General features: G+C 62.5%; 14 protein-coding genes, 1 tRNA gene and 1 pseudogene. 11 read left to right on the top strand and 5 right to left on the bottom strand.

What is annotated here, in order from left to right; all coding sequences use genetic code 11:
• The first annotated feature begins 27 nt into the window (after positions 1–27).
• Positions 28–879, top strand: coding sequence for an N-formylglutamate amidohydrolase (locus OXR00_RS10735; protein ID WP_267388230.1), 852 nt, complete (start codon positions 28–30; stop codon positions 877–879).
• 339 nt (positions 880–1,218) lie between these two features.
• Positions 1,219–2,364, top strand: coding sequence for an aspartyl protease family protein (locus OXR00_RS10730; protein ID WP_267388229.1), 1,146 nt, complete (start codon positions 1,219–1,221; stop codon positions 2,362–2,364).
• Positions 2,365–2,381: 17 nt separating this feature from the next.
• Here the strand turns inward: OXR00_RS10730 and phaR are convergent, their stop codons facing one another.
• Positions 2,382–2,960 (bottom strand): polyhydroxyalkanoate synthesis repressor PhaR, encoded by a 579-nt coding sequence (phaR, locus tag OXR00_RS10725; protein WP_242150240.1) that lies wholly within the window; start codon positions 2,958–2,960, stop codon positions 2,382–2,384.
• A gap of 226 nt (positions 2,961–3,186) precedes the next feature.
• On the opposite strand from phaR, the gene OXR00_RS10720 reads away from it, so the two are divergent.
• The 4 genes from OXR00_RS10720 (at position 3,187) to OXR00_RS10705 (ending at position 10,722) form a co-directional block, all read left to right on the top strand.
• A complete protein-coding gene (locus OXR00_RS10720; RefSeq protein ID WP_346731995.1) occupies positions 3,187–4,071 on the top strand; it encodes an alpha/beta fold hydrolase in 885 nt (294 codons plus the stop codon).
• A gap of 34 nt (positions 4,072–4,105) precedes the next feature.
• Positions 4,106–5,278, top strand: coding sequence for an acetyl-CoA C-acetyltransferase (locus tag OXR00_RS10715; RefSeq protein WP_267388228.1), 1,173 nt, complete (start codon positions 4,106–4,108; stop codon positions 5,276–5,278).
• Between the two features lie 399 nt (positions 5,279–5,677).
• Complete coding sequence (locus OXR00_RS10710; protein WP_267388227.1) at positions 5,678–8,800, top strand: TonB-dependent receptor; 3,123 nt, start codon at positions 5,678–5,680, stop codon at positions 8,798–8,800.
• Between the two features lie 110 nt (positions 8,801–8,910).
• Positions 8,911–10,722: a tetratricopeptide repeat-containing sulfotransferase family protein gene (locus tag OXR00_RS10705; protein WP_267388226.1), complete on the top strand. Its 1,812-nt coding sequence runs from the start codon at positions 8,911–8,913 to the stop codon at positions 10,720–10,722.
• A 1-nt stretch (position 10,723) separates the two neighbouring features.
• On the opposite strand, the gene OXR00_RS10700 is transcribed toward OXR00_RS10705, so the two are convergent.
• Together OXR00_RS10700 and OXR00_RS10695 are read right to left on the bottom strand one after the other, a co-directional pair.
• The gene (locus OXR00_RS10700; protein ID WP_267388225.1) at positions 10,724–11,752 is read right to left on the bottom strand and encodes an alanine racemase; all 1,029 of its coding nucleotides are present in this window, start codon (positions 11,750–11,752) and stop codon (positions 10,724–10,726) included.
• 111 nt (positions 11,753–11,863) lie between these two features.
• Complete coding sequence (locus OXR00_RS10695) at positions 11,864–12,751, bottom strand: peptidylprolyl isomerase (RefSeq protein ID WP_267388224.1); 888 nt, start codon at positions 12,749–12,751, stop codon at positions 11,864–11,866.
• A 110-nt stretch (positions 12,752–12,861) separates the two neighbouring features.
• Here OXR00_RS10695 and OXR00_RS10690 point away from each other — a divergent pair.
• Positions 12,862–12,952 (top strand) — tRNA-Ser (locus OXR00_RS10690).
• Positions 12,953–13,747: 795 nt separating this feature from the next.
• On the opposite strand, the pseudogene OXR00_RS10685 reads toward OXR00_RS10690, so the two are convergent.
• Positions 13,748–14,307, bottom strand: a pseudogene (locus tag OXR00_RS10685) (tyrosine-type recombinase/integrase); the annotation flags it as partial.
• A 265-nt stretch (positions 14,308–14,572) separates the two neighbouring features.
• Here OXR00_RS10685 and OXR00_RS10680 point away from each other — a divergent pair.
• From OXR00_RS10680 to OXR00_RS10665, 4 genes are all read left to right on the top strand, one after another.
• Positions 14,573–15,523, top strand: a complete 951-nt coding sequence (locus OXR00_RS10680) for a hypothetical protein (RefSeq protein WP_267388223.1) — start codon at positions 14,573–14,575, stop codon at positions 15,521–15,523.
• 284 nt (positions 15,524–15,807) lie between these two features.
• Positions 15,808–16,503: a hypothetical protein gene (locus tag OXR00_RS10675; protein WP_267388222.1), complete on the top strand. Its 696-nt coding sequence runs from the start codon at positions 15,808–15,810 to the stop codon at positions 16,501–16,503.
• 447 nt (positions 16,504–16,950) lie between these two features.
• Entirely contained in the window at positions 16,951–17,721 is a 771-nt protein-coding gene (locus tag OXR00_RS10670; RefSeq protein WP_267388221.1) for a hypothetical protein, read from the top strand.
• Positions 17,722–18,151: 430 nt separating this feature from the next.
• A complete protein-coding gene (locus OXR00_RS10665; protein ID WP_267388220.1) occupies positions 18,152–18,646 on the top strand; it encodes a hypothetical protein in 495 nt (164 codons plus the stop codon).
• Positions 18,647–18,782: 136 nt separating this feature from the next.
• Here the strand turns inward: OXR00_RS10665 and OXR00_RS10660 are convergent, their stop codons facing one another.
• On the bottom strand, positions 18,783–19,016 hold the full coding sequence (locus OXR00_RS10660; RefSeq protein ID WP_267388219.1) for a hypothetical protein: 234 nt from the start codon (positions 19,014–19,016) through the stop codon (positions 18,783–18,785).
• Positions 19,017–19,209: the final 193 nt, after the last annotated feature.

The raw sequence follows: 19,209 nt of genomic DNA, 5'->3' as shown, positions 1-19,209 counted from the left end.
CCCGAGGCGCGCTCTACGCGTGTCCGAATGGCATCGCAGCAGTTCCCCTTCGATGTGTTCGACGCGACCGCGCCGGCAAGCCCGGTGGTGCTATCCGTACCACACGCCGGGCGCGATTATCCGACGGCGATGCAAACCGCGCTTCGGGTGCCCCTTCACCTGCTCACCGCGCTGGAGGATCGTCACGTCGACACGCTGGCGCTGGCCGCACGGAGGCACGAAGCGACCATCGTGCAGCGCCGCGCGCGTGCCTGGATCGACCTGAACCGTAGCGAGCAGGAACGCGACCCGGCGATCGACGCGGGTGTCTCGGCGAAGACCGCACCTGCGCCATCAGCCAAGCTACGCGGTGGCCTTGGCCTGATCCCGCGTCGCACCGGCGCGATCGGGGAAATCTGGCGTCGCAAGCTTACCGGGGAGGAGGTGGACGCGCGCATCGCACACGATCACCGGCCGTATCACGCCACGCTTGCCGGGATGTTGGCAGCAGCGCAGGCGCGCTTCGGCGTCGCGGTCCTGCTCGATGTGCATTCGATGCCGTCGCTCGGCGTAGGTGGTGCACAAATGGTGATCGGCGACCGGTTCGGCCGTACCGCGCCGGCGCGGATGACCGCGCGGATCGAGACAGAAGCGGCAGCAGCGGGCGTTTCCGTTACGCTCAACACGCCATATCCAGGCGGCTACATCATCGAGAGGCAGGCCGATCCGGCGCGTGGCATCTTTGCGATCCAGCTTGAATTCGACCGCGCGCTGTATCTCGACGATGCGCTGGACCAGCCCGGCGGCGGCCTCGACGCCACGGTTGCGCTACTAAGACGGATCATCGCAGCCCTCGCTGAAGAGGCAGCACCTCGCCAGAGCGCGGTTGCAGCGGAGTAGCTCCTAAGGGCACCGCCATCATCAGGCGATAAAAAAACCACCGCGTGCGATGCACGCGGTGGCCAAGGTTCAGGGAGGAGATACGCTGAAAGCGTATCGCGGTGGCCTCGCGAAAGGGGGGACACAAGGCCACGCAACCGCAATATAGGCAGGGGGTATGGGGGCTTCAAGACTAAAAAACGTACGTGCGACGAAGTGAAAAAAATGGTGGTAAATCTTACAGTTCGATGACAAATCCGCGCGTGCACCCGTCCCCGCCAACGTCTCGCACTGCAAAAAAGCGGGCACGTTTGCGTACCGAAACTGTTCGCCGCCCCAAAAACTTGTTACGGTGGCGACATGATGCTGATCGCAGGATTTCTGTCTTTGGCAGCGGCGCCGTCAATCACCTTGGCAGCTGACGCCGAGGTGCAATGGGTGTCCTTCACGCTTACCGCCGCCAACCAGATTCGCTTCACGGCACAGGTCAACGGCCGACCTGCCGTCGCCATTCTCGATACTGGTGTGACGACCACGACCCTGTCGCGCCGCTTCGCCGATGCGGCCAAGCTGCAACGGCGCGTCGGCCCGAGCGCATTGACCATCAGCGGACCGATCGCAAGCGCCTGGACACAGCCGTACACGCTGACCTTTGGCGCATTCAGACGAAGCGGCGGCCGTTTGGCCATTATCGATCTTCCTACCACGGCGACCGGCGGCGTGTCGGTGGACCTGCTTGTCGGGACCGACATGACCGCCCCCTATGCACTCGACATTGATTACGAGGCACACCGATTTCGCCTGCTATCCTCCGGCCGGCTGCCGTTTCGCGGCTCCATTGCCCCGCTGCGTCTCGGCACGACATGGCCGTTCTACACAACTGACGTTACGATCGCGGGCATGCCGGTAGGACGCATCGCCATAGACACGGGCGATGGGACATCGCTTAGCCTGTCGCACCGCGTTGTGGATGCGTTGCCGCGGCTGCCCGCCGCTGTAACGACCACCCTCGACCATGCGCTTGGCGGGCCGATGGTGGCCGAGCTTGCGATCCTGCCGGAGATACACAGCGGGACGCTCGCCATCCGGAACATCGAGCTGCGTATCGAGCCTCCAAACGGCTTTACCGATGCCACCGGCATGGCGGGCCGGATCGGGTCCGGGCTGTTGCAGCATTATCACGTGCTGCTCGATCCAACGGCCGGGCGCATGGTTCTCGCTGCCGGACATGACGCTGACCGCATACCGCTGCGATCGACGAGTGGGCTGTTACTGGCTACTCGTCCGAACCGGCTCGACGTGTTGCACGTCATGCGCGGCAGCCCTGCCGCGCGTGCCGGTTGGGCCGGCGGCGACACGATCTGTGCGGTCGACGGCGTGGCGATTACCCCCTCCTATGCGAGCAGCGACCGCGCGCGATGGCCCGTCGGCACGACCGGCCGCACGGTGCACCTGACCAACTGCGCCGGTGTGACGCGGCCGATCACGCTAAGCCACTTCTACTGAGGCACCCTGCGAGCGGCCTAGTCGCCGAGCTTGTCGATCTTTTCGACCAATTTGCCGAGCTCTGCCTTCAACGCGGCGATCTCGTCGTCCTTGCTCATCGCCGTCGGCGTGTCCGATTTGGCCGGCGTCGCAGCCGTGCCCGGCGCAACCGCACCCGGCTTGAACGCCGAGGTTGCCGCCTCGAACATGGCCATGTTCTGCTTGGCGAGTTCGGCGAATGGCGAGTTGGCGAAAGCGCCCTCCACCGCCGACTTGAACTGCAGCTGGTTGCGCCGGAAGCTGTCCATTGACGCCTCCAGGTACCCCGGCACCATCGCCTGCATCGAATCGCCGTACATCGAGATCAACTGGCGCAGGAAGTTGACGGGAAGCATCGTCTCGCCCCGCGCCTCCTCCTCCATAATGATCTGCGTGAGGATATTATGTGTGATGTCCTCGTCACTCTTGGCATCGACGACCTTGAAGTCACGGCCCTCGCGCGTCATCGCGGCAAGGTGTTCGAGCGTGATGTAAGACGAGGTTTCGGTATTATAAAGCCGGCGGTTAGCGTACTTCTTGATAATCGCCGGGCCATCGCCCGCAGTGTGTTTTTTCATGGCGAAAGGCTCCGAGCCCCAAGTGGTTGATCTGCGTCTAACACCTTTCGATGCCGCATCGCAACACGGTCCGCGCCCGCTGCCGCTGTTCCTGGAAATGCTGCAAAGCGAGACTGCGGAATCACCAGATCGTCGCGCCGCAGCACTTGCGGGACTACGCGCTTTTCAAGATGCGCCGCGCGGCCGCGTGCGTCGGCCAAAGCCCGCTCGATTTCGAAAAGGTCGCGTGCGGGTCCGGGACTACGGAGCGAAAGGCGCAAGCGGCAGGCCGGTGATCTTCGTGCCGTCGCTCATCAATCCGGCGCACATCCTGGACCTGTCGGCGGAGGCGTCGCTGCTCGGGTGGCTGGCGGCGCGGGGTGTGCGGCCGTTGCTGGTCGACTGGGGCACCCCGGCGCAGCATGAGCGCAGCATGGACCTGACGCAGCATGTCGAGATGTTGCTGCTACCGCTCATCGCCCGGATCACCGACCATTTCGGCGAGCCGCCGGTGCTGGCTGGCTATTGCCTCGGCGGCACGCTCGCGCTTGCGGCCGCTTGCGCGGTGCCGGTGGCGGGCTTGGCGCTGATTGCGACGCCGTGGCATTTCGCCGGATTCGGCCGGGCACGTAGCGAGATCGCAGCCTTGTGGAACGCGGCCAAGCCCGCCTGCGAAGCAATGGGGCTGGTTCCGATCGAGGTTTTGCAGAGCGGCTTCTGGCGGCTCGATCCGGGTAAAACGGTGGCAAAATACGAGGCGTTCGCCCGGATCGAGCCGGGGAGCGCCAAGCAAACTGCCTTCATTGCGCTGGAGGACTGGGCAAACGGCGGCGCTCCGCTTCCCTACGGGGCCGGGCGCCAGCTGATGGAAGAGTTCATCGCCGCCGACCTGCCGGGCAGCGGAGCATGGCAGATCGCGGGTGTGACCGCCGATCCGGCACGGCTGACCTGCCCCGCGATCGATTTCGTGTCTCGGCACGACCGCATCGTCCCCGCCGCCAGCGCCGCCGATCTGGCCGACCGCCACGACGTTGCGGCGGGTCATGTCGGAATGATCGTCGGCAGTCGCCGTCACGCCGAACTGTGGGAGCCGCTTGCAGACTGGCTAACTACCCTGCCCCGCCCTAAATGACCCGACAAGCCTGTTTCATAGACCGGAGAGCCCAATGACCGATATCGTCATCACTGCCGCCAAGCGTACGCCCGTCGGCAGCTTCCTTGGCGCGTTTGCCGCCGTGCCTGCACACGAGCTCGGTCGGCAGGCGATCGTCGCCGCACTCGAACAGGCGGGTGTGGCCGGCGAGGAGGTGTCGGAGGTGATCCTTGGCCAAGTGCTGACCGCGGCGCAGGGCCAGAATCCCGCCCGGCAGGCGTCGATGGCGGCGGGCGTGCCGAAGGAAGTACCGGCTTGGGGCGTCAATCAGGTGTGCGGCTCGGGCCTGCGCGCGGTGGCGCTCGCGGCGCAGGCGATCGCGACCGGCGACGCCACCATCGTCGTCGCCGGTGGTCAGGAGAGCATGTCGATGTCCGCGCACGCGCAGACGCTGCGCGCGGGTCAGAAGATGGGCGATTTGGCGCTGGTCGACACGATGGTGAAGGACGGCCTGACCGACGCCTTCAACCAGTATCACATGGGCATCACCGCAGAGAACCTTGCCGAGCAATATCAGGTCACGCGCGCGGAGCAGGACACGTTCGCGGTGCGCTCGCAGAACCTCGCCGAGGCAGCGCGATCGAGCGGCCGCTTCAAGGACGAGATCGCCCCCGTCACGATCAAGGGCCGCAAGGGTGACACGGTGGTTGCGGATGACGAATACATCCGCGCCGGCGCGACCATCGAGTCCGTCGCGGGTCTGCGCCCGGCTTTCAAGAAGGACGGGACCGTCACCGCCGCCAACGCTTCCGGCCTCAATGACGGCGCGGCCGCGCTCGTACTGATGAGCCGTGAGGAAGCGGAGAAGCGCGGCAGTCCGATCCTCGCCCGCGTCGCCAGTTGGGCGTCGGCTGGCGTTGACCCCTCGGTGATGGGCATCGGACCGGTCCCCGCCACGCGCCGCGCGCTGGAAAAGGCAGGTTGGACGCTCGCCGATCTCGACCTGATCGAGGCGAACGAGGCGTTCGCGGCGCAGGCGCTGTCGGTCGGCAAGGAACTCGGCTGGGATGCGGACAAGGTCAACGTCAACGGCGGCGCGATCGCGATCGGCCACCCGATCGGCGCGAGCGGCGCGCGCGTGCTGACGACGCTGCTGTACGAAATGCAGAAGCGCGATGCGAAGAAGGGCCTTGCGACGCTCTGCATCGGCGGGGGCATGGGTATCGCGATCTGCGTCGAACGCTGAACCGGTACGGCGGGCGGCTTCGTGTCGCCCGCTACACTGCAGCGGCTTGCTGCTATCGACCGCGCCCGCAGCGGGAGCGCGCAGAGCCTGAACTTCTCGTGAATGCCGGCGACGACCGCCTCGGGTGGAACCTGCGCCTGAGATCCCGGTACTAACGACGTCATGTTGTGGGAAATCCTGCGTTTCCGGCGACTTAGCCACGACGCGCAACGTACGCCCTTGGCCAACCTCCGTGTTACCATAGTAACACAGCCTTGTGTTTCTTTTGCAACACAAACCGGCAAAAGCTTCCCGCCGCCTCGTAAGCATCTTGTGACAATCGTCTGAACAGGCGACCAATAACCATCACAAAAAGGTAGCCAATTCGTCATCTTGGCTGCGCTTACCAGGGGGTTCATCATGCAACAGCCGTCCAGGCTCGCCAAAATCCATTTGTCCGTAGCCGTCTCGGCGCTTGCGCTGATCGGCGCGGGCATGCCGATCGCCGCGCACGCGCAGAACGCCGGCGGCACGCCCGATCAGCGTTGCGCGGACGGCTCGGCCGCAACCACCGACGCGCCCTGCCCGACGACGCCGCTGCCCGCCAGCGCCACCCCCGCGCCGGAAGCGGCCGCAGGGGACGACGTCGTCGTCACCGGCTCGCGCATACGTGGCCCGTTCACGACAGACTCGCCCGTCACGTTCATCACCAAGGCCGAGACCAGCCTGGCGGGCTCGCGCAACATCGCCGAAGTGCTGCAGGATTCGGGCGTTACCTCGGGCACCGCGCAGATCAACAACACCTTCCTCGGCTACGTTTCTCAAGGTGGCGCCGGCGCAAACACCGTCGGCCTGCTCGGCCTGGGTGCCCAGCGCACGCTGGTGCTGCTCAACGGGCGTCGCCTGTCACCGGCCGGCGTCGGCCCGCAGCTTGTCGCGGCGGATCTCAACGTGCTGCCGAACGCGGTGCTCGACCATGTCGAAGTGCTGAAGAACGGCGCGTCATCGGTCTACGGGTCGGACGCGGTCGGCGGCGTCATCAATCTCATCACCGACAGCAAGATCAACGGCGTCACTCTGGACGCATACGGTAACGTGCCCCTCGACAGCAGCGGTGCTGGCAGCAACTATCGCCTGTCTGTGACAGCAGGCAAAACGTTCGATCGCGGGCACATCCTCGCATCGTTCGAGTATCGCGATCAGACCGGCATCGCGCTCGGCAACCGCAAGGACATGAGCTGCCCGACCGACCTGCTGACCAGCCCGACCACGGGCCAGCCGATCGGCCAGCTCAACCCCAACGGCGTGGGCCTGCGCTGCTTCCCGTTCGCCAACGGCGCCATCGGCACTGCGCAGAACTACCTGCTGGGGATCAATTACGGCACCGGCGCGATCAACCGTTACGGGTACGTCAACGGCAACATCAACACGATCGCCAACGTCAACAACACCAACGCGCGCGCATCCGCCAGCCAGCGCCAGCTCGATGAGGAGTTCTACTCGCCGATCCGGACCTACACGGGCTATCTGAACGGGTCGTACGAACTCGGCATCCTCGGGGACGCGGAAATCTACGGCGAAGGGCTGTTCACCCGCCGCGAATCGAGCCAGATCGGCACCACGCAGATCAGCATCGATCCGAACCAGCTCGGCTTCGAAATCTACGGCGGCGCTTACCCGAACGAGCCGAGCTCCAGCCCGTTCTTCCCCAACTCACTGGCGGCGGCCGGTAACAGCGCGGCGCGCGTGTTCATCGTGCCGCGCACCGTGCGGGCGCGCCAGACGGTCAATTACTACCGCGGCAACATCGGCCTGCGCGGCAACGTCGGCATCGGCGATATCCGGTACGACGCAAACTATCAGTACAGCCGCACCGAAGGCACCAGCATCACGCAGAACATCGACACGCGCCGCATCACGGCGTCGCTGCTGCCGGTGCTCGCGCCGAACGGCACTCCCGCGCAATATGTCACCACCGCACTTGCCGGTCAGGCCGGCGCGGGCGCCAGTTATACCTGTGCCAGCAACCTGACCAACGGCGCGTATAACGGCGGCACCTGCGTCGCGGCGGACTTCCTCAACCCGTCTGCACTGGCCGGCAACCTGCCGTCCGGCCTCCTCAACTATCTCTATAGCGATCAGGTCAATCGCACGACCTTCACCGAACAGATCGCGCAGATCGTCTTTGATGGCTCGCTGTTCAACCTGCCGGGCGGTCCAGTCGGCTTCGCGGTGGGTGGCGAATGGCGTTCCGATTCGATCGACGATGTTCCATCGGAAGCCTCGCAGAGCGGCAACCTCTACAACTACTCGTCGTCGGGCCGCACCAAGGGCACTTCTGACGTGTACGAAGCATTCGGCGAGGTGAAGCTGCCGCTGCTGAAGGACCTGCCGTTCGCGCACCGGCTCGATATCAGCGGTTCGGCACGCTATACGCATAGCCAGAATTACGGGAACAGCACGACGTACCATGCCAGCGGCAACTGGGCGCCGGCCAAGTTCCTCACCATTCGCGGCAATTACGGCACGTCGTTCCGCGCGCCGAACCTGTATGAGCAGTTCGTCGCCAACCAGTCGGGCTTCTCGACCTCGAACGATCCGTGCCGGGATTTCACCACGATCTATGCGACCGACAGCAACCGCTACAAGAACTGCCTGTCCGACCTGACGGGCGCGATCGGCGCGACCAAGGCGCTGGCGTACATCCCGAGCAGTTCGCCCGAGGTGTTCACCGGCGGCGGCGGCAGGAACCTGAAGGCGGAGAAATCGACTTCGTGGGGCGCAGGCTTCGTGCTCGATCCCAAGGTGCCGTATGGCCGGCTCCAGTTCACCGCCGACTATCTCAACACCACCGTCAACGGCGAAATCGATCAGCTTGGCGACACGATCTTCACACGCTGCTTCGACTCCGCCGATTTCCGTAACGGCAACCCGTATTGCGCCTTGGTCGGCCCGCGTGAAACCAAACAGGGCAATCTGACGACGCTGCAGAACATCTACCTGAACATTGCGCAGCAAAAGATTTCCGAAGTCGATATGAACCTGCGCTATCAGTTCGAAGCCGGCGGCTTTAACAACGTGCTGAACGTCACCGCCACGCGCATCATCCACCAAAAGTATCAGCCCTATGCGGAGGAGCCGGCGGAGGATTATGTCGGCACGCTCGGCCTCGCCGGTTTCGTGGGCGGCCCGAAGTGGGTCGGCAACGCCCGCTTGCAGGTCCAGAAGAACAACGTGACGGTGTTCTACGGCGTCAAGTACGTTGGCCCGATGAAGAACGAGATCGACACGCCGGCAATCGTCAACGGAGTGCAGGCAATCTCCAAGCTTGCCACGACGAAGTACTTCACGCACGATATCTCGGTGCAGGTCGATATCCAGAAGCTCGGCCAGTTCACCTTCGGCATGAAGAACTTCACCGATCGCAAGCCGGAGACGATCAGCTCGACCGACAACATTTATCGTCAGGCGAACTACTTCAACTACAGCGGCTATGATTTTATCGGTCGATCGCTGTTCATGGAGATCGTTCGGAAGTTCTGATCCGAACTGCGTATCGATAGTGTCTCTGAAGACGGGCGGGGCCTATGCCCTGCCCGTTTTTCATTTCGGCGCGACCTGCTAGGATCGCACGGCAACAGGAGTTTTCCAGCGTGGCGGACACGCACATCGTTCCACCCCTCGAGTTCCGTCGCGCCGCGCAGGCGACCTTGCGCACGTGCGAGCAAAATCCGATCGCCGCGCTGCGCAGCGCCCGCGCGCTCGTCAAGGCGTGTCCCGATGTGCCGGCAGCGGTGCGGCTGCTCGCGTTCGTGCTGCGCAAGGCGAACCGCACGCGGGAGGCGGACGAGGCAGATGAGGCTGCGGTGCAGGCGTCGAGCGCCACTCCGGCGATGCTGGCGGTGCACGATGCGCTCGCTGCCGGGCAGCTCGAACAGGCGGAAGTGTTGGTACGCCAGCACCTGCGCGTCGACCCGGAAGACGCCTATGCGGCCAAGCTGCTCGCCGATATCGCGGTGCGCTGCGGCGCGGTCCCTGAGGGCGAAACCTTTTACAAGCGCGCGCTGCTGCTCGCACCCGGCTATCACGAGGCGCGGCTGGCGCTGGCGCTGCTGTTCAGCCGCTCGAACCGCGAGGCCGATGCGTTCGCCGCCGTCGACCACGTGCTTGCGCGGGCGGCGACCCACGCCAAGGCGCTGTCGGTCAAGGCCGGCCTGCTCAGCCATGGCCGCCGTCTCGACGAAGCAGACCGGCTGTTCCGCAAGCTTGTCGCCGCGCACCCGCGTGACCCGGTGGCATGGATTAACTACGCCTATCTGCTGAAGACGCTTAACCGCACGGCGGAGAGTATCGCCGCGTACCGCAAGGCGATCGCGTTCGACAAGGCGAATGGCCTCGCGTGGTTCGGCCTTGCCAATCTCAAGACGGTGCGCTTCGATGCGGCCGACATCGCCGCGATGGAGGACGCGCTCACCCGCCCCGGCGCCACCGACGAACAGCGGCTCCACCTCCATTTCGCGCTCGGCAAAGCGTACGACGATCAGCGCGACTATGACGCCGCGTTCGGGCAGTATCGCACCGGCAACGCGCTGCGCCGCGCGCGTACCCCGTACGACGCAGAGATCGTGTCGGCCGAGGTCAGCACGGTCGAGCGTGTGTTTACGCAACCGCTGATCGCGGCACGGAACGGCGCCGGTGCGCCGGACCCCGACCCGATCTTCATCGTCAGCCTGCCGCGTTCAGGGTCGACGCTGATCGAACAGATCCTCGCCAGCCATCCGCTCGTCGAGGGGACCGAGGAATTGTACGAGATCGAGGCGATCGCGCGCAGCCTGACCAGGAATGTCGCGCCATCAGCGTGGCTGGAGGAGATCGCCAAGCTGCCGCCCGCGACGCTGCACGCACTTGGCCGGCAGTATATCGAGAACACGCGCAAGCACCGCACCACCGATCGCCCGTATTTCACCGACAAGATGCCGAGCAATTGGCGCTTCACCGGGCTGATCCAGTTGATCCTGCCCAACGCGAAGATCGTCGACATCCGCCGCCACCCGCTCGGCTGCGGGTTCGCCAACTTCGCGCAGCATTTCAATTGGGGGATCGATTTCTCCTACGATCTTGCCGACATCGGTCGGTTCTACAGCGACTATGTTCGTCACATGGCGCATTTCGACGCGGTAACCCCCGGGCGCATCCAACGCGTCTTTTACGAAACCCTGGTCGACCGGTTCGAGCCGGAAGTACGTCGCCTGCTCGACTCTCTGGGCCTGCCGTTCGATCCGGCGTGCCTGGCATTTTACGAAAACACACGCCCGGTTCACACACCAAGCGCGGAACAGGTACGCCAGCCGATCTACCGCGCCGGTGTCGAGCGGTGGCAGCATTACGCCGCTTATCTGGGGCCGCTTCGGGATGCGCTCGGGCCGGTGCTCGATCTTTACCCGGACGTGCCGACGCGTTGGTAGGTCACGCCGTCCACACCCGGTCGTAGCGGGCACCCATGCCGGTCAGCAGTTCGTACTGCGACATGCCCGACAGCGCCGACGCCTGCGGCAGCGCATAGTCGATCGCGACCCAGTCGCCCTCCGCCAGATCCGGCGCGGCATCGACGCAGATAGCGGTAAGGTCCATCGACACGCGGCCGAGCACCGGCAACCGCGCGTCTCCGGCATAAGCGCTCCCGCGCTGCGAAAAGCCACGCCAATAGCCGTCGGCGTAGCCGAGGTTGAGAATCGCGACCTCCGTGGGACGCTCGGCGGTAAATAACGCGTTGTAGCCGATCACGTCGCCAGACTGGAGGCGGCGGCGCTGGAGAATCTGCGCCTCGGGCGTGACGACCTGGCGCAGTACGTCGGAGAGTTCCGCGCGCGGCACGCCGCCATAGAGCGCGAGGCCGGGGCGGGTCAGGTCAAAGGCATATGCGCGTCCGATGCCGATTGCGGCGGAATTGGCGAGGCTCATCCGCTCCGCCGGATGGGTGCCGGCGAGCGCGGCGAAGGCGGCGAGCTGGCGCGTGTTGAGCGGTGAATCCTCGTCTGCGCTGGCAAGGTGGCTCATCAACGTGCCGACCTCCAACCCGTCGAGCGTCCCGTCGGAAACGGCTGCGGGCGTGATGCCGAGCCGGTTCATGCCGGTATCGACCATCACGTCGCAGCGCCCGCCGCCGGCATCGCGCCAGCGCGCGACCTGCTGGTCGGTGTTGAGCACCGGCCATGCAAAGCCGCCACGGGCGCGCGCCATATCCTCCGCGCGGACGCCGTGCAGCACCGCCACCGGCAGACCCAGCGGCGCGAGTGCCTCCGCCTCCGCCCAGGTCGCGACGAAGAAGTCGCGGCAGCCCGCCTCCGCCAGTCGCCGCGCGACCTCGGTTGCGCCGAGCCCGTAGCCGTTCGCCTTGATCGCGGCGCCGCAGGCGGTTCCGCTGAGAGCCGCAAGGGCACGCCAGTTGGCGACGAGCGCGGCGCTGTCGAGCCGCAGACGATGGGGTGCGTTCATGGGCGGCGGATTAGCGCCTTGCGTGCGCGGGCGCCAGCGTCGCGGCGGGTGACGCGGCACGCCCCGTCACCTTCCTCGCGCGACGTGGCCGCGCTCCGTGCGCGCGGGCCTTCACTGCTCCGGCGTTTTACGCACTGGCACCGGCAGGTTGCAGAGGTCCGCTGCCCCGGCGGCCACGGTGAAGAACGGCAGCCCACGATTGGCGCGCGCCTCCAGCGTCCTGCCGAACTCCGGCGCGGTTGGCTTGAGATACTGATATGATGGCCGATCACCCACGGGCAGATCGCTTGCGATCGCGACACGGCGGATCGGGATGTATTGGCGCGCATCCTCATACAGGCCAAGCCCGCCGCCCGTACCGCGCGGTCGCGCCGAGAAGGCCGGCATTCCCTCGATCACACGACCGACGAGCGCGATGTTGCGATCCAGATGACGCGGTGCATGGCCGATCACGGTGTAGAGATCGCCGCCGGTGCCAACATCCGGCGCCAGATCACGCGCGACGCCGACCATGCCGTAACAATGCGGCAGCCACTGTTCGCGCCCGTCGCCCGCGACTGCCCAGCCATCGTTGGTAAATCCGGTCACGGGCGCGTAGGCATCCCGGTACGGATTGGCGACGATCCGGTGCGCGGTCGCCGGCCACTCGTACTCGGCCGGCGGATGGAGCGTGATGCCGGCGGCAGGAGGCTTCTTGCTGGTCGCGTCGCCCCACTGCGTGACATAATCGTCCTGTACGCGGTAGATCGTCGCATCACGCCACCATCCGCTCCGCGCGATCGTACGGATGTTGGCGACGTGCGCAGGCGCAAAGTCGGCGGCCAGCCAGATCACCCCGCGTTGGCCATCGACGAAATCCATGACCAGCAGATCCTCGGGCGCGATCGTAGCCCAGGCAGACGCTGGCGCGGTATCTGCGATCTGCGCGGCGGTCGGTTTGGGCGCCGGCGCCTGCGGAGTGGCCAGCAGCGCGAGCAACAGAGGGAGGATTGTAGGCATAGTCGCCAAGGTGACACGGCGCGGCGTAGTAAGGCAATCCCGCTACATGCGACGGGACGACTTGCGCGGCCCGCGTGAACCCTCTAGGGCCCGCCACTCCCAGGGAATGCGGAGCGGTGGCCGAGTGGTCGAAGGCGCTCGCCTGGAAAGTGAGTATACGTCAAAAGCGTATCGAGGGTTCGAATCCCTCCCGCTCCGCCACCTAGTCCGAGAGACTTGAAACACTTCCGACACGGCGAGAAATTCGGCGCGAACCCGCGCCCTCCTCGCTAGCATGCGCACCATGGACAATACGGTGCGGGCAACGAAAGTGACCGGCCTTGATTGAGGAAGTGATACCTATCAGCCGGCGATCCGATTGTTTGGCTGAGAAGTGCGACATGCTCGATCAGGTGCGTCAGGCCGCGCTCTCCCGGTCGTCGTGCGGCCATAAACCCGCCGTCATTGCGTAACAGCAGCCCGACGCCGGCCTCGCGATATTGCCGCGGAAGAATAGCGTAGCGAACACCATTCTTGAGGCGTCCGATCGTTACCGGCTGCCAGCGGCCACAATAAAGCGGTTCATCAATCCGCTTTGCAGCGAAATCGCTCTCATTTCGGATCGGCTCTCTTGCCCAACTGCGTGAGTCAAGGTGGTGATTTGTTCGGACAAAGCGTTGCATATGAGAGCCCAGATGCAGTGAGACTTTTATTCAGTACTTCTGGCGAAAGTAGGGCTGAGACATTAGCGTTGTCCGCTTTGAAAGAGCCGATGACAAAATGCTCGACCGTAGGTTCAGAGCGGATCGCTTTTAAATGCGCGGGTACCTTGCAGAAGGCGCATATCGCAACCGTGTGACACTTGGAGCTGGCTAACCGAGCTGCCTGAGGGACGACCGGCCGCTTCTATAAGTATCGACGTGATCGGAGCGTCCGGAGTTGGGCGACTGCCGTCCGTCTGCTTTTTCGACGTCACAGCAATCCGGCTCCCCGCGGATGCGAGAAGCCGGTGTTGGATCAGACCTCGACGCCCTCTGCTAAAGTGAGAGCATCTTCCACATCGACACCAAGGTAACGAACGGTGTTTTCAATCTTGCCATGCCCTAACAGAATTTGCACCGCTCGCAGGTTCCCCGATGCCTTGTAGATGATCGACGCCTTGGTTCGCCGAAGTGAATGCGTCCCATACTCTTCTCGACGTAGGCCGATACCATTGACCCACTCATCGACAAGTCGGGCGTGCTGAGTGGGCGAGCATGATCCGTTCGGCTCGGGAAGACATAGTCGGTCAGCGTACCGCCGCGCCGTTCCAGCCAGGCAAGCAAGCTCGCCCGGGCGTCCGCCATCAGCTCGAACTGTACCGGCCTGCCCGTCTTTGCCTGAACGACAATGGCTCGAGTGCGCACATGGCCGCCTAGGACAAGATCGCCAATCCTAATCTTCACCACATCGCAACCGCGCAGCTTGCTGTCGATGGCGAGATCGAACAAGGCTCGATCCCGCAAGCGGCGATGCTGATCGAGGAAGAAGCGAATAGCCCAAACCTGTCGCGGCTTGAGCGCGCGCTTGGCTCCGACCTAGTGCGCAAAATTCCAAGGCCGGCGCTCACCGACCAAGGATCGAACTCTGACGTACCCATAAGCTTTCTCCTCGGCCGAAATGGCCAAGGCGGAAACGGGCTTCACATGCTGTGTGTGTCTCGGAGGCCGTTGTGCCCGTTACCAAAAGCAGACCGGCCGCAGTCGCCCAATAGCGGTCGTTCCCGGTGACAGCCATCAACAGTCGAGAAGCATGTACTAAGCCAGGGAGGAAGGTGTATGGCGCGGCAAGGGAGGGTCTCGAATGAAACACCGCTACCTCTATGTGCTTGCAGCGCCGTTGGCTGTCGCGCTCGCAAGTTGTGGTGGATCTCACAACCCGAGTGTTCCCGTCGTTACAGGCCCGACCCCGACTCCTTCTCCAAGCCCGTCGCCGACACCCACACCTACTCCGAGTGCGCCATCGGCTAGTTATGACAAGTCATCTGACTTTGATCGCGATCGAAGCTTCAATGCGATCGGTCTTCGAGTCGTAACGAGTACGCCACCTTCCGGTTTAGAAGCAGCCTTGGACAGCCGCATTGACGCCGAGAGTGTATCTGTGGGATTCGATTTTGCGGCTACGACGCAAACATACCGCGCGAGGTATATCGGTGAAAATCTTTTGGCTGCCACACAGCGCAAAAGCTATTCACCAAGCAATTATACTTATGATGTCTATTCTCAAGGCCAGACCTCTTTTACTCGGTCGCCGTCGTTTATCGGGGCCAGCTATGTGGGATATGTACTTTGGACGGACAGCATCGCAGCTGTGTCAAATAACCCAAGTAGCCAAATAAATCGCTTAATGATCTTCGGCAGCAGAACACTTGTGAATGATTTACCTACTGCGGGGGTGAGGAGTTTCACAGGATTGTCTTCAACCTTCGGAGGTGTGGCTTCCGAGGGGAGAGCAGCGACTATCAACGTGAATTATTCCAGCCATATGGTGACAGTCACGTCTGCGTATCAGCCTCCGGCAGCTGGCTCGGCAGGGTCCGGCTCGAATCAAATCACAGAACCTTTCACAATGAGCGGCACCTTCGATCCCGCGACCGGGCGGATTAGCGGCACCGTTTCTTACCAATCAACGACAGGAAGCGGCAAATTCGAGGGCGCGCTTTACGGACCGCAGTCGGCTGAGGCGGGCATCCTCTTCAGCGGCGCTCGCCCTGACGGCCGCCCGTTCTATGGGTTTATCATCGCGAAGGGTTGAAAGACGACAGTGGAGCCAAGCGTCGCTCCTACTCAGAGTACTCACGCGTTGGTCTTTCACGCACCGGCGCTCGAACGAAGGCGCCTAAACCCGGACGCTCCGGTGATGTTTCGCGCGTCTCAGTTGCGGACGCTTGATCATGCTAGCGACGTCTCAATAATGTGCAACGTTTAGGTGGTTGTGATCCTCGCTACAGCGGCAAAGGCATCCGGCAGCCTCGCCTAGCAATAGGGTGGAGATTACCTTGCACGCGTTGTTAGCTCTCGGCGCCTACGGAGGGGGAAATGAGACGTGCCGCCATCATCTCCGCGTGCTCCGGTTTAATCGCCTTTGCTGTCGCTTTAACACTCGCGGTCCTAAACCGTAATCCAAAGCAAGCCACACCAGTTCCTCGCCCTGACATAGCGGTCTGGTACAACGTTCGGGTGAATTCAGCCCCTTCGGCCGCGCTTCGACCTAAACTGCCACGACTCAATAACCAGTTGACCGAAGTGGTCCTTCAACCGCCAAATCCCTGGAAGTACGCCTTTCTGGAAGTAGACAATGCCGGGCGTGCGAGGGTGTTGGAGTTTCAGCTTCTCGGCGTCGAGCAGCCGCCGCTAACAGTAATTCCACTGCCGCCGGAATCGCCAGCGCCGCACAGGCTCATCAGCGCCGCTGACATGTTGACGCACACGCGGGCAGTTGCCCGGTATGTCGTGGACAGGCTTGGGCGACCGGTTGACGGCAAAGGTGAGTTCGTCGGCACTGGCTTTGAGTTCCATGCCGATTGGGACGTTCCCGCCGGCCGCGCACGGTACGAATGCCGGGATCGGCGGCCTATTTCCCTGCCACCCACTGCCGCAATCTCGCATGTGAGGCTTGAGGGGTCGGATTCGCGCCTCCTTCTCACGATCATCGGTTCTGATGACGGCAGACCGCAGCCAAATAGTCAAAATGATTGCGCGCAATCGCCGACCGTGACTGTCGAAATGCCGTAAGGTTGTAGTGGCCTCGCGCCGTTTGGCATCTCCGACCCAGGCAAATAATCGTTGTGCATTTTAGGAGCGCTTGACGACACTTTGCCGGTCGCAGGCAAGCTGACCGGCACCGCCGTGTGGCGCCCCCGTCGCCGGGCCATCAGCGGCCGCTATGCGCCGCGTTCGTCAACACTGAGCCGGTAGCTGCCAGTCAACTAACCACCAAACTGATCCCTTGTGACCGACAAAAGCATCAGATTTCTACATCGCGGTCAGCGTCGAGATTTTGCCGTTACCCAACCCGATGCGGAAGTCGCGAATTTCGCATCACGAACGGCAAAAGGTGGTGATAGCGGACGTTGCGGCCTTGGAGCGCGGATGGCAGACCTATGCAAATCAGCTCACCCGCCCGTCGCTAAGTCGTACTGAACCGCGTAACGTGATGCTTTAATCCATGCGGCGGATGCGATGTTTCGATCATTCATACTCGGCCTTGGCGCAATCACGTTCACCGTCCTCATCTTGTACGGCCTACAACTTGGCGTTGCACTGTCAGGCTTGAAGTTTGATCTACCTGCCACGTTAGCTCAGGGGGAAATTGTAAATCCTCGAGCAGACAACGCTGAATTGCAAGACTTCGAATATAAAATGGGCCTCGATCAAATAAAATTGTCAAAAAAAATCGCGCAAAGTGACGCAAATCACACTATCGATACCATTATAGCTACTTATCAAAAAGGAACAGGTTGGGGTGGTGATCTGGAATATCTCGGAGCATCAAGGTATTCTGGTTGGCCTGGACTCTGTGAAAGAAAACGGTTCACGATGAGGCCGCCGCGAGAATGGACAGAGTATTTGGTTATCGGGAGTCTTGTTTCTCCGCATCAAAGTTCAGAATACGAACTTTTGAAAAATAAGATGCAAACTTCCTGTGCATCACGCAAAGCGTCGGCAGCTTGGTTCTCTGTCAACAGTGGGAACCCCGGTGAAGGAAGTATAGCGGTCGATGGCGCGATTCTTTTCGATGCCGTCATCGCTGCTGCCCGATCACGGATGCCTTTGCCATTTACCCTAGACTGCTCAGAATATCGTGGTGCTCAAAGCTCGGCTTGCAAAGATCCCCGAGAGTGGCTTTCACAATTGGACCCTGCCATGATTGTTCATTTAACAAAACAAGAACCGTCGATTGCTATGTTATTACATGATGATACCGTCATAAAAACGCCGGAATGGATCTAGGTTACTATCAGAAGATGTTGTCGGTCGGCATTTATCACTAATGTGACGATCCGGGTTATCAACCAACCGATGGAGTAATCTCATTTTTGCTGGATCTTATAAATATATTCTTGCAATACACGTGGTATTTAGGTGTCGGTAGAGCAATGTTCATTGCTCGCATCCTACGTCTGCTTGCAGATGGCTTGGAAAGCGCACTGGAATGGCCGAGATTGGGCGGGTGCGGAAGGGCCGCTTTCCTGTCCAGCAACAGCCGGTCGGCTTCCGGGCGGAGCCGCTGAGCTTTCATGACCTGAACGCGTAAAACTGGTGGGGAGCGGACGCTCGCCCGGCGCTAAGCGCTGAGGGGCGCTGATACCGGGAATAGATCTGGCCTCCCGAATTATCGACGTTACAGGTCGCGTGGGGACGAATAGACAAAGGGGCGACGATGCGCAGCGGCTATTGGGTGGTGGCGGTCTTTGCGACGGGCTGGGCCAACGCCGGGTTACTCGCGGTGGGGTATTCGCCACTTACATGTTTGCTGCCCGCTTCAATCTCAGGCGCCATTCTTCTCTGGGCATACAGCTTACCTTCAACCGAGGGTGAGCTTGGCTCTCACACGCGCAAGGTGCTTGCGCGATGGAGCCTAGTGGAAGGGCTGGCAATTGTACTTGCGGTCAATCTACTTCACCGGATGCATTATCCGGATGCGACGTTTTCGGTTGTAGCGGCGATCGTCGGTCTTCACTTCCTACCCTTGGCGCGCAGCATCCCAGTGCGGCTATACGACCTCACGGCTGCCGGCTTGGTGCTGATTGGGGCGGTCGGAATGCTCGTTCCGACTGGTGATCGTCCACTTTTTGTGGGCCTGGGGGCGGCTGCTGCGCTCTGGGCAACGGCGGTCTATCGATTGACCGAGGCACATAGGTCAGTCGCGGCCTAATACCCGCTTTGCGAATGCCCAATTTAGGGCGACTGCGGAGCGGCCGCTTTTCGTCTCAATAGCTGCCGGTCAGCTTTCGGGCGCTTTGCACGGGTTGGAGGCTTCGGAACGGCTTGAGGTGGTGGGGAGCGGACGTTCACTCCGCCGCGTAGCGCAGCAGCTCTTCGACCTTTTCCACGCCGCCGATTGTCCCGTCGCTACGGAAAACTTCGACCTCTGGACCCCGGTCCTCAAAAAATTCCATTTCCCAACGCTCTCCCGGCAGCACCACATGGACCATCACCGCGCCCTCGCGGATCGAAGTGAGCGAGTAGCGGGTTCGGCTTGCGTCAAGCTGCTTGAGGAAGGCGTGGATTGTTGATGCAGCCATGCCGCTTGCTTACAGCGACATCGCCACTGTCCGCCAGTGGGCGTTTGAGGAAGGTCCGCTTTTCTTACCCGAAGCAGACGGTCGGCTTACGAGCCGCAGGCCCGCGCCATCGCGTCGGAACGTCTTGAAGTGGTGGTTTGCAGAAGGGCGGCTTTTAGACAAAAACACCTTCGAAGCAGACGAAGGCTCGTTT

The sequence above is a fragment of the Sphingomonas sp. GC_Shp_3 genome, from assembly GCF_026540945.1.
Lineage (GTDB): Bacteria > Pseudomonadota > Alphaproteobacteria > Sphingomonadales > Sphingomonadaceae > Sphingomonas.
Note: the sequence above shows the minus strand (reverse complement) of the source record. Positions and strands in the feature narration are given on the sequence as shown.

Bases quoted from the DNA above. Each gene is read 5' to 3' on its own strand.
- OXR00_RS10695 (WP_267388224.1), bottom strand. From the start codon at position 12,751: ATGCCTACAATCCTCCCTCTGTTGCTCGCGCTGCTGGCCACTCCGCAG.
- OXR00_RS10665 (WP_267388220.1), top strand. From the start codon at position 18,152: ATGCGCAGCGGCTATTGGGTGGTGGCGGTCTTTGCGACGGGCTGGGCC.
- OXR00_RS10735 (WP_267388230.1), top strand. From the start codon at position 28: ATGGCATCGCAGCAGTTCCCCTTCGATGTGTTCGACGCGACCGCGCCG.
- OXR00_RS10670 (WP_267388221.1), top strand. From the start codon at position 16,951: ATGTTTCGATCATTCATACTCGGCCTTGGCGCAATCACGTTCACCGTC.
- OXR00_RS10710 (WP_267388227.1), top strand. From the start codon at position 5,678: ATGCAACAGCCGTCCAGGCTCGCCAAAATCCATTTGTCCGTAGCCGTC.
- OXR00_RS10700 (WP_267388225.1), bottom strand. From the start codon at position 11,752: ATGAACGCACCCCATCGTCTGCGGCTCGACAGCGCCGCGCTCGTCGCC.
- OXR00_RS10680 (WP_267388223.1), top strand. From the start codon at position 14,573: ATGAAACACCGCTACCTCTATGTGCTTGCAGCGCCGTTGGCTGTCGCG.
- OXR00_RS10715 (WP_267388228.1), top strand. From the start codon at position 4,106: ATGACCGATATCGTCATCACTGCCGCCAAGCGTACGCCCGTCGGCAGC.
- OXR00_RS10675 (WP_267388222.1), top strand. From the start codon at position 15,808: ATGAGACGTGCCGCCATCATCTCCGCGTGCTCCGGTTTAATCGCCTTT.
- OXR00_RS10730 (WP_267388229.1), top strand. From the start codon at position 1,219: ATGATGCTGATCGCAGGATTTCTGTCTTTGGCAGCGGCGCCGTCAATC.
- phaR (WP_242150240.1), bottom strand. From the start codon at position 2,960: ATGAAAAAACACACTGCGGGCGATGGCCCGGCGATTATCAAGAAGTAC.
- OXR00_RS10660 (WP_267388219.1), bottom strand. From the start codon at position 19,016: ATGGCTGCATCAACAATCCACGCCTTCCTCAAGCAGCTTGACGCAAGC.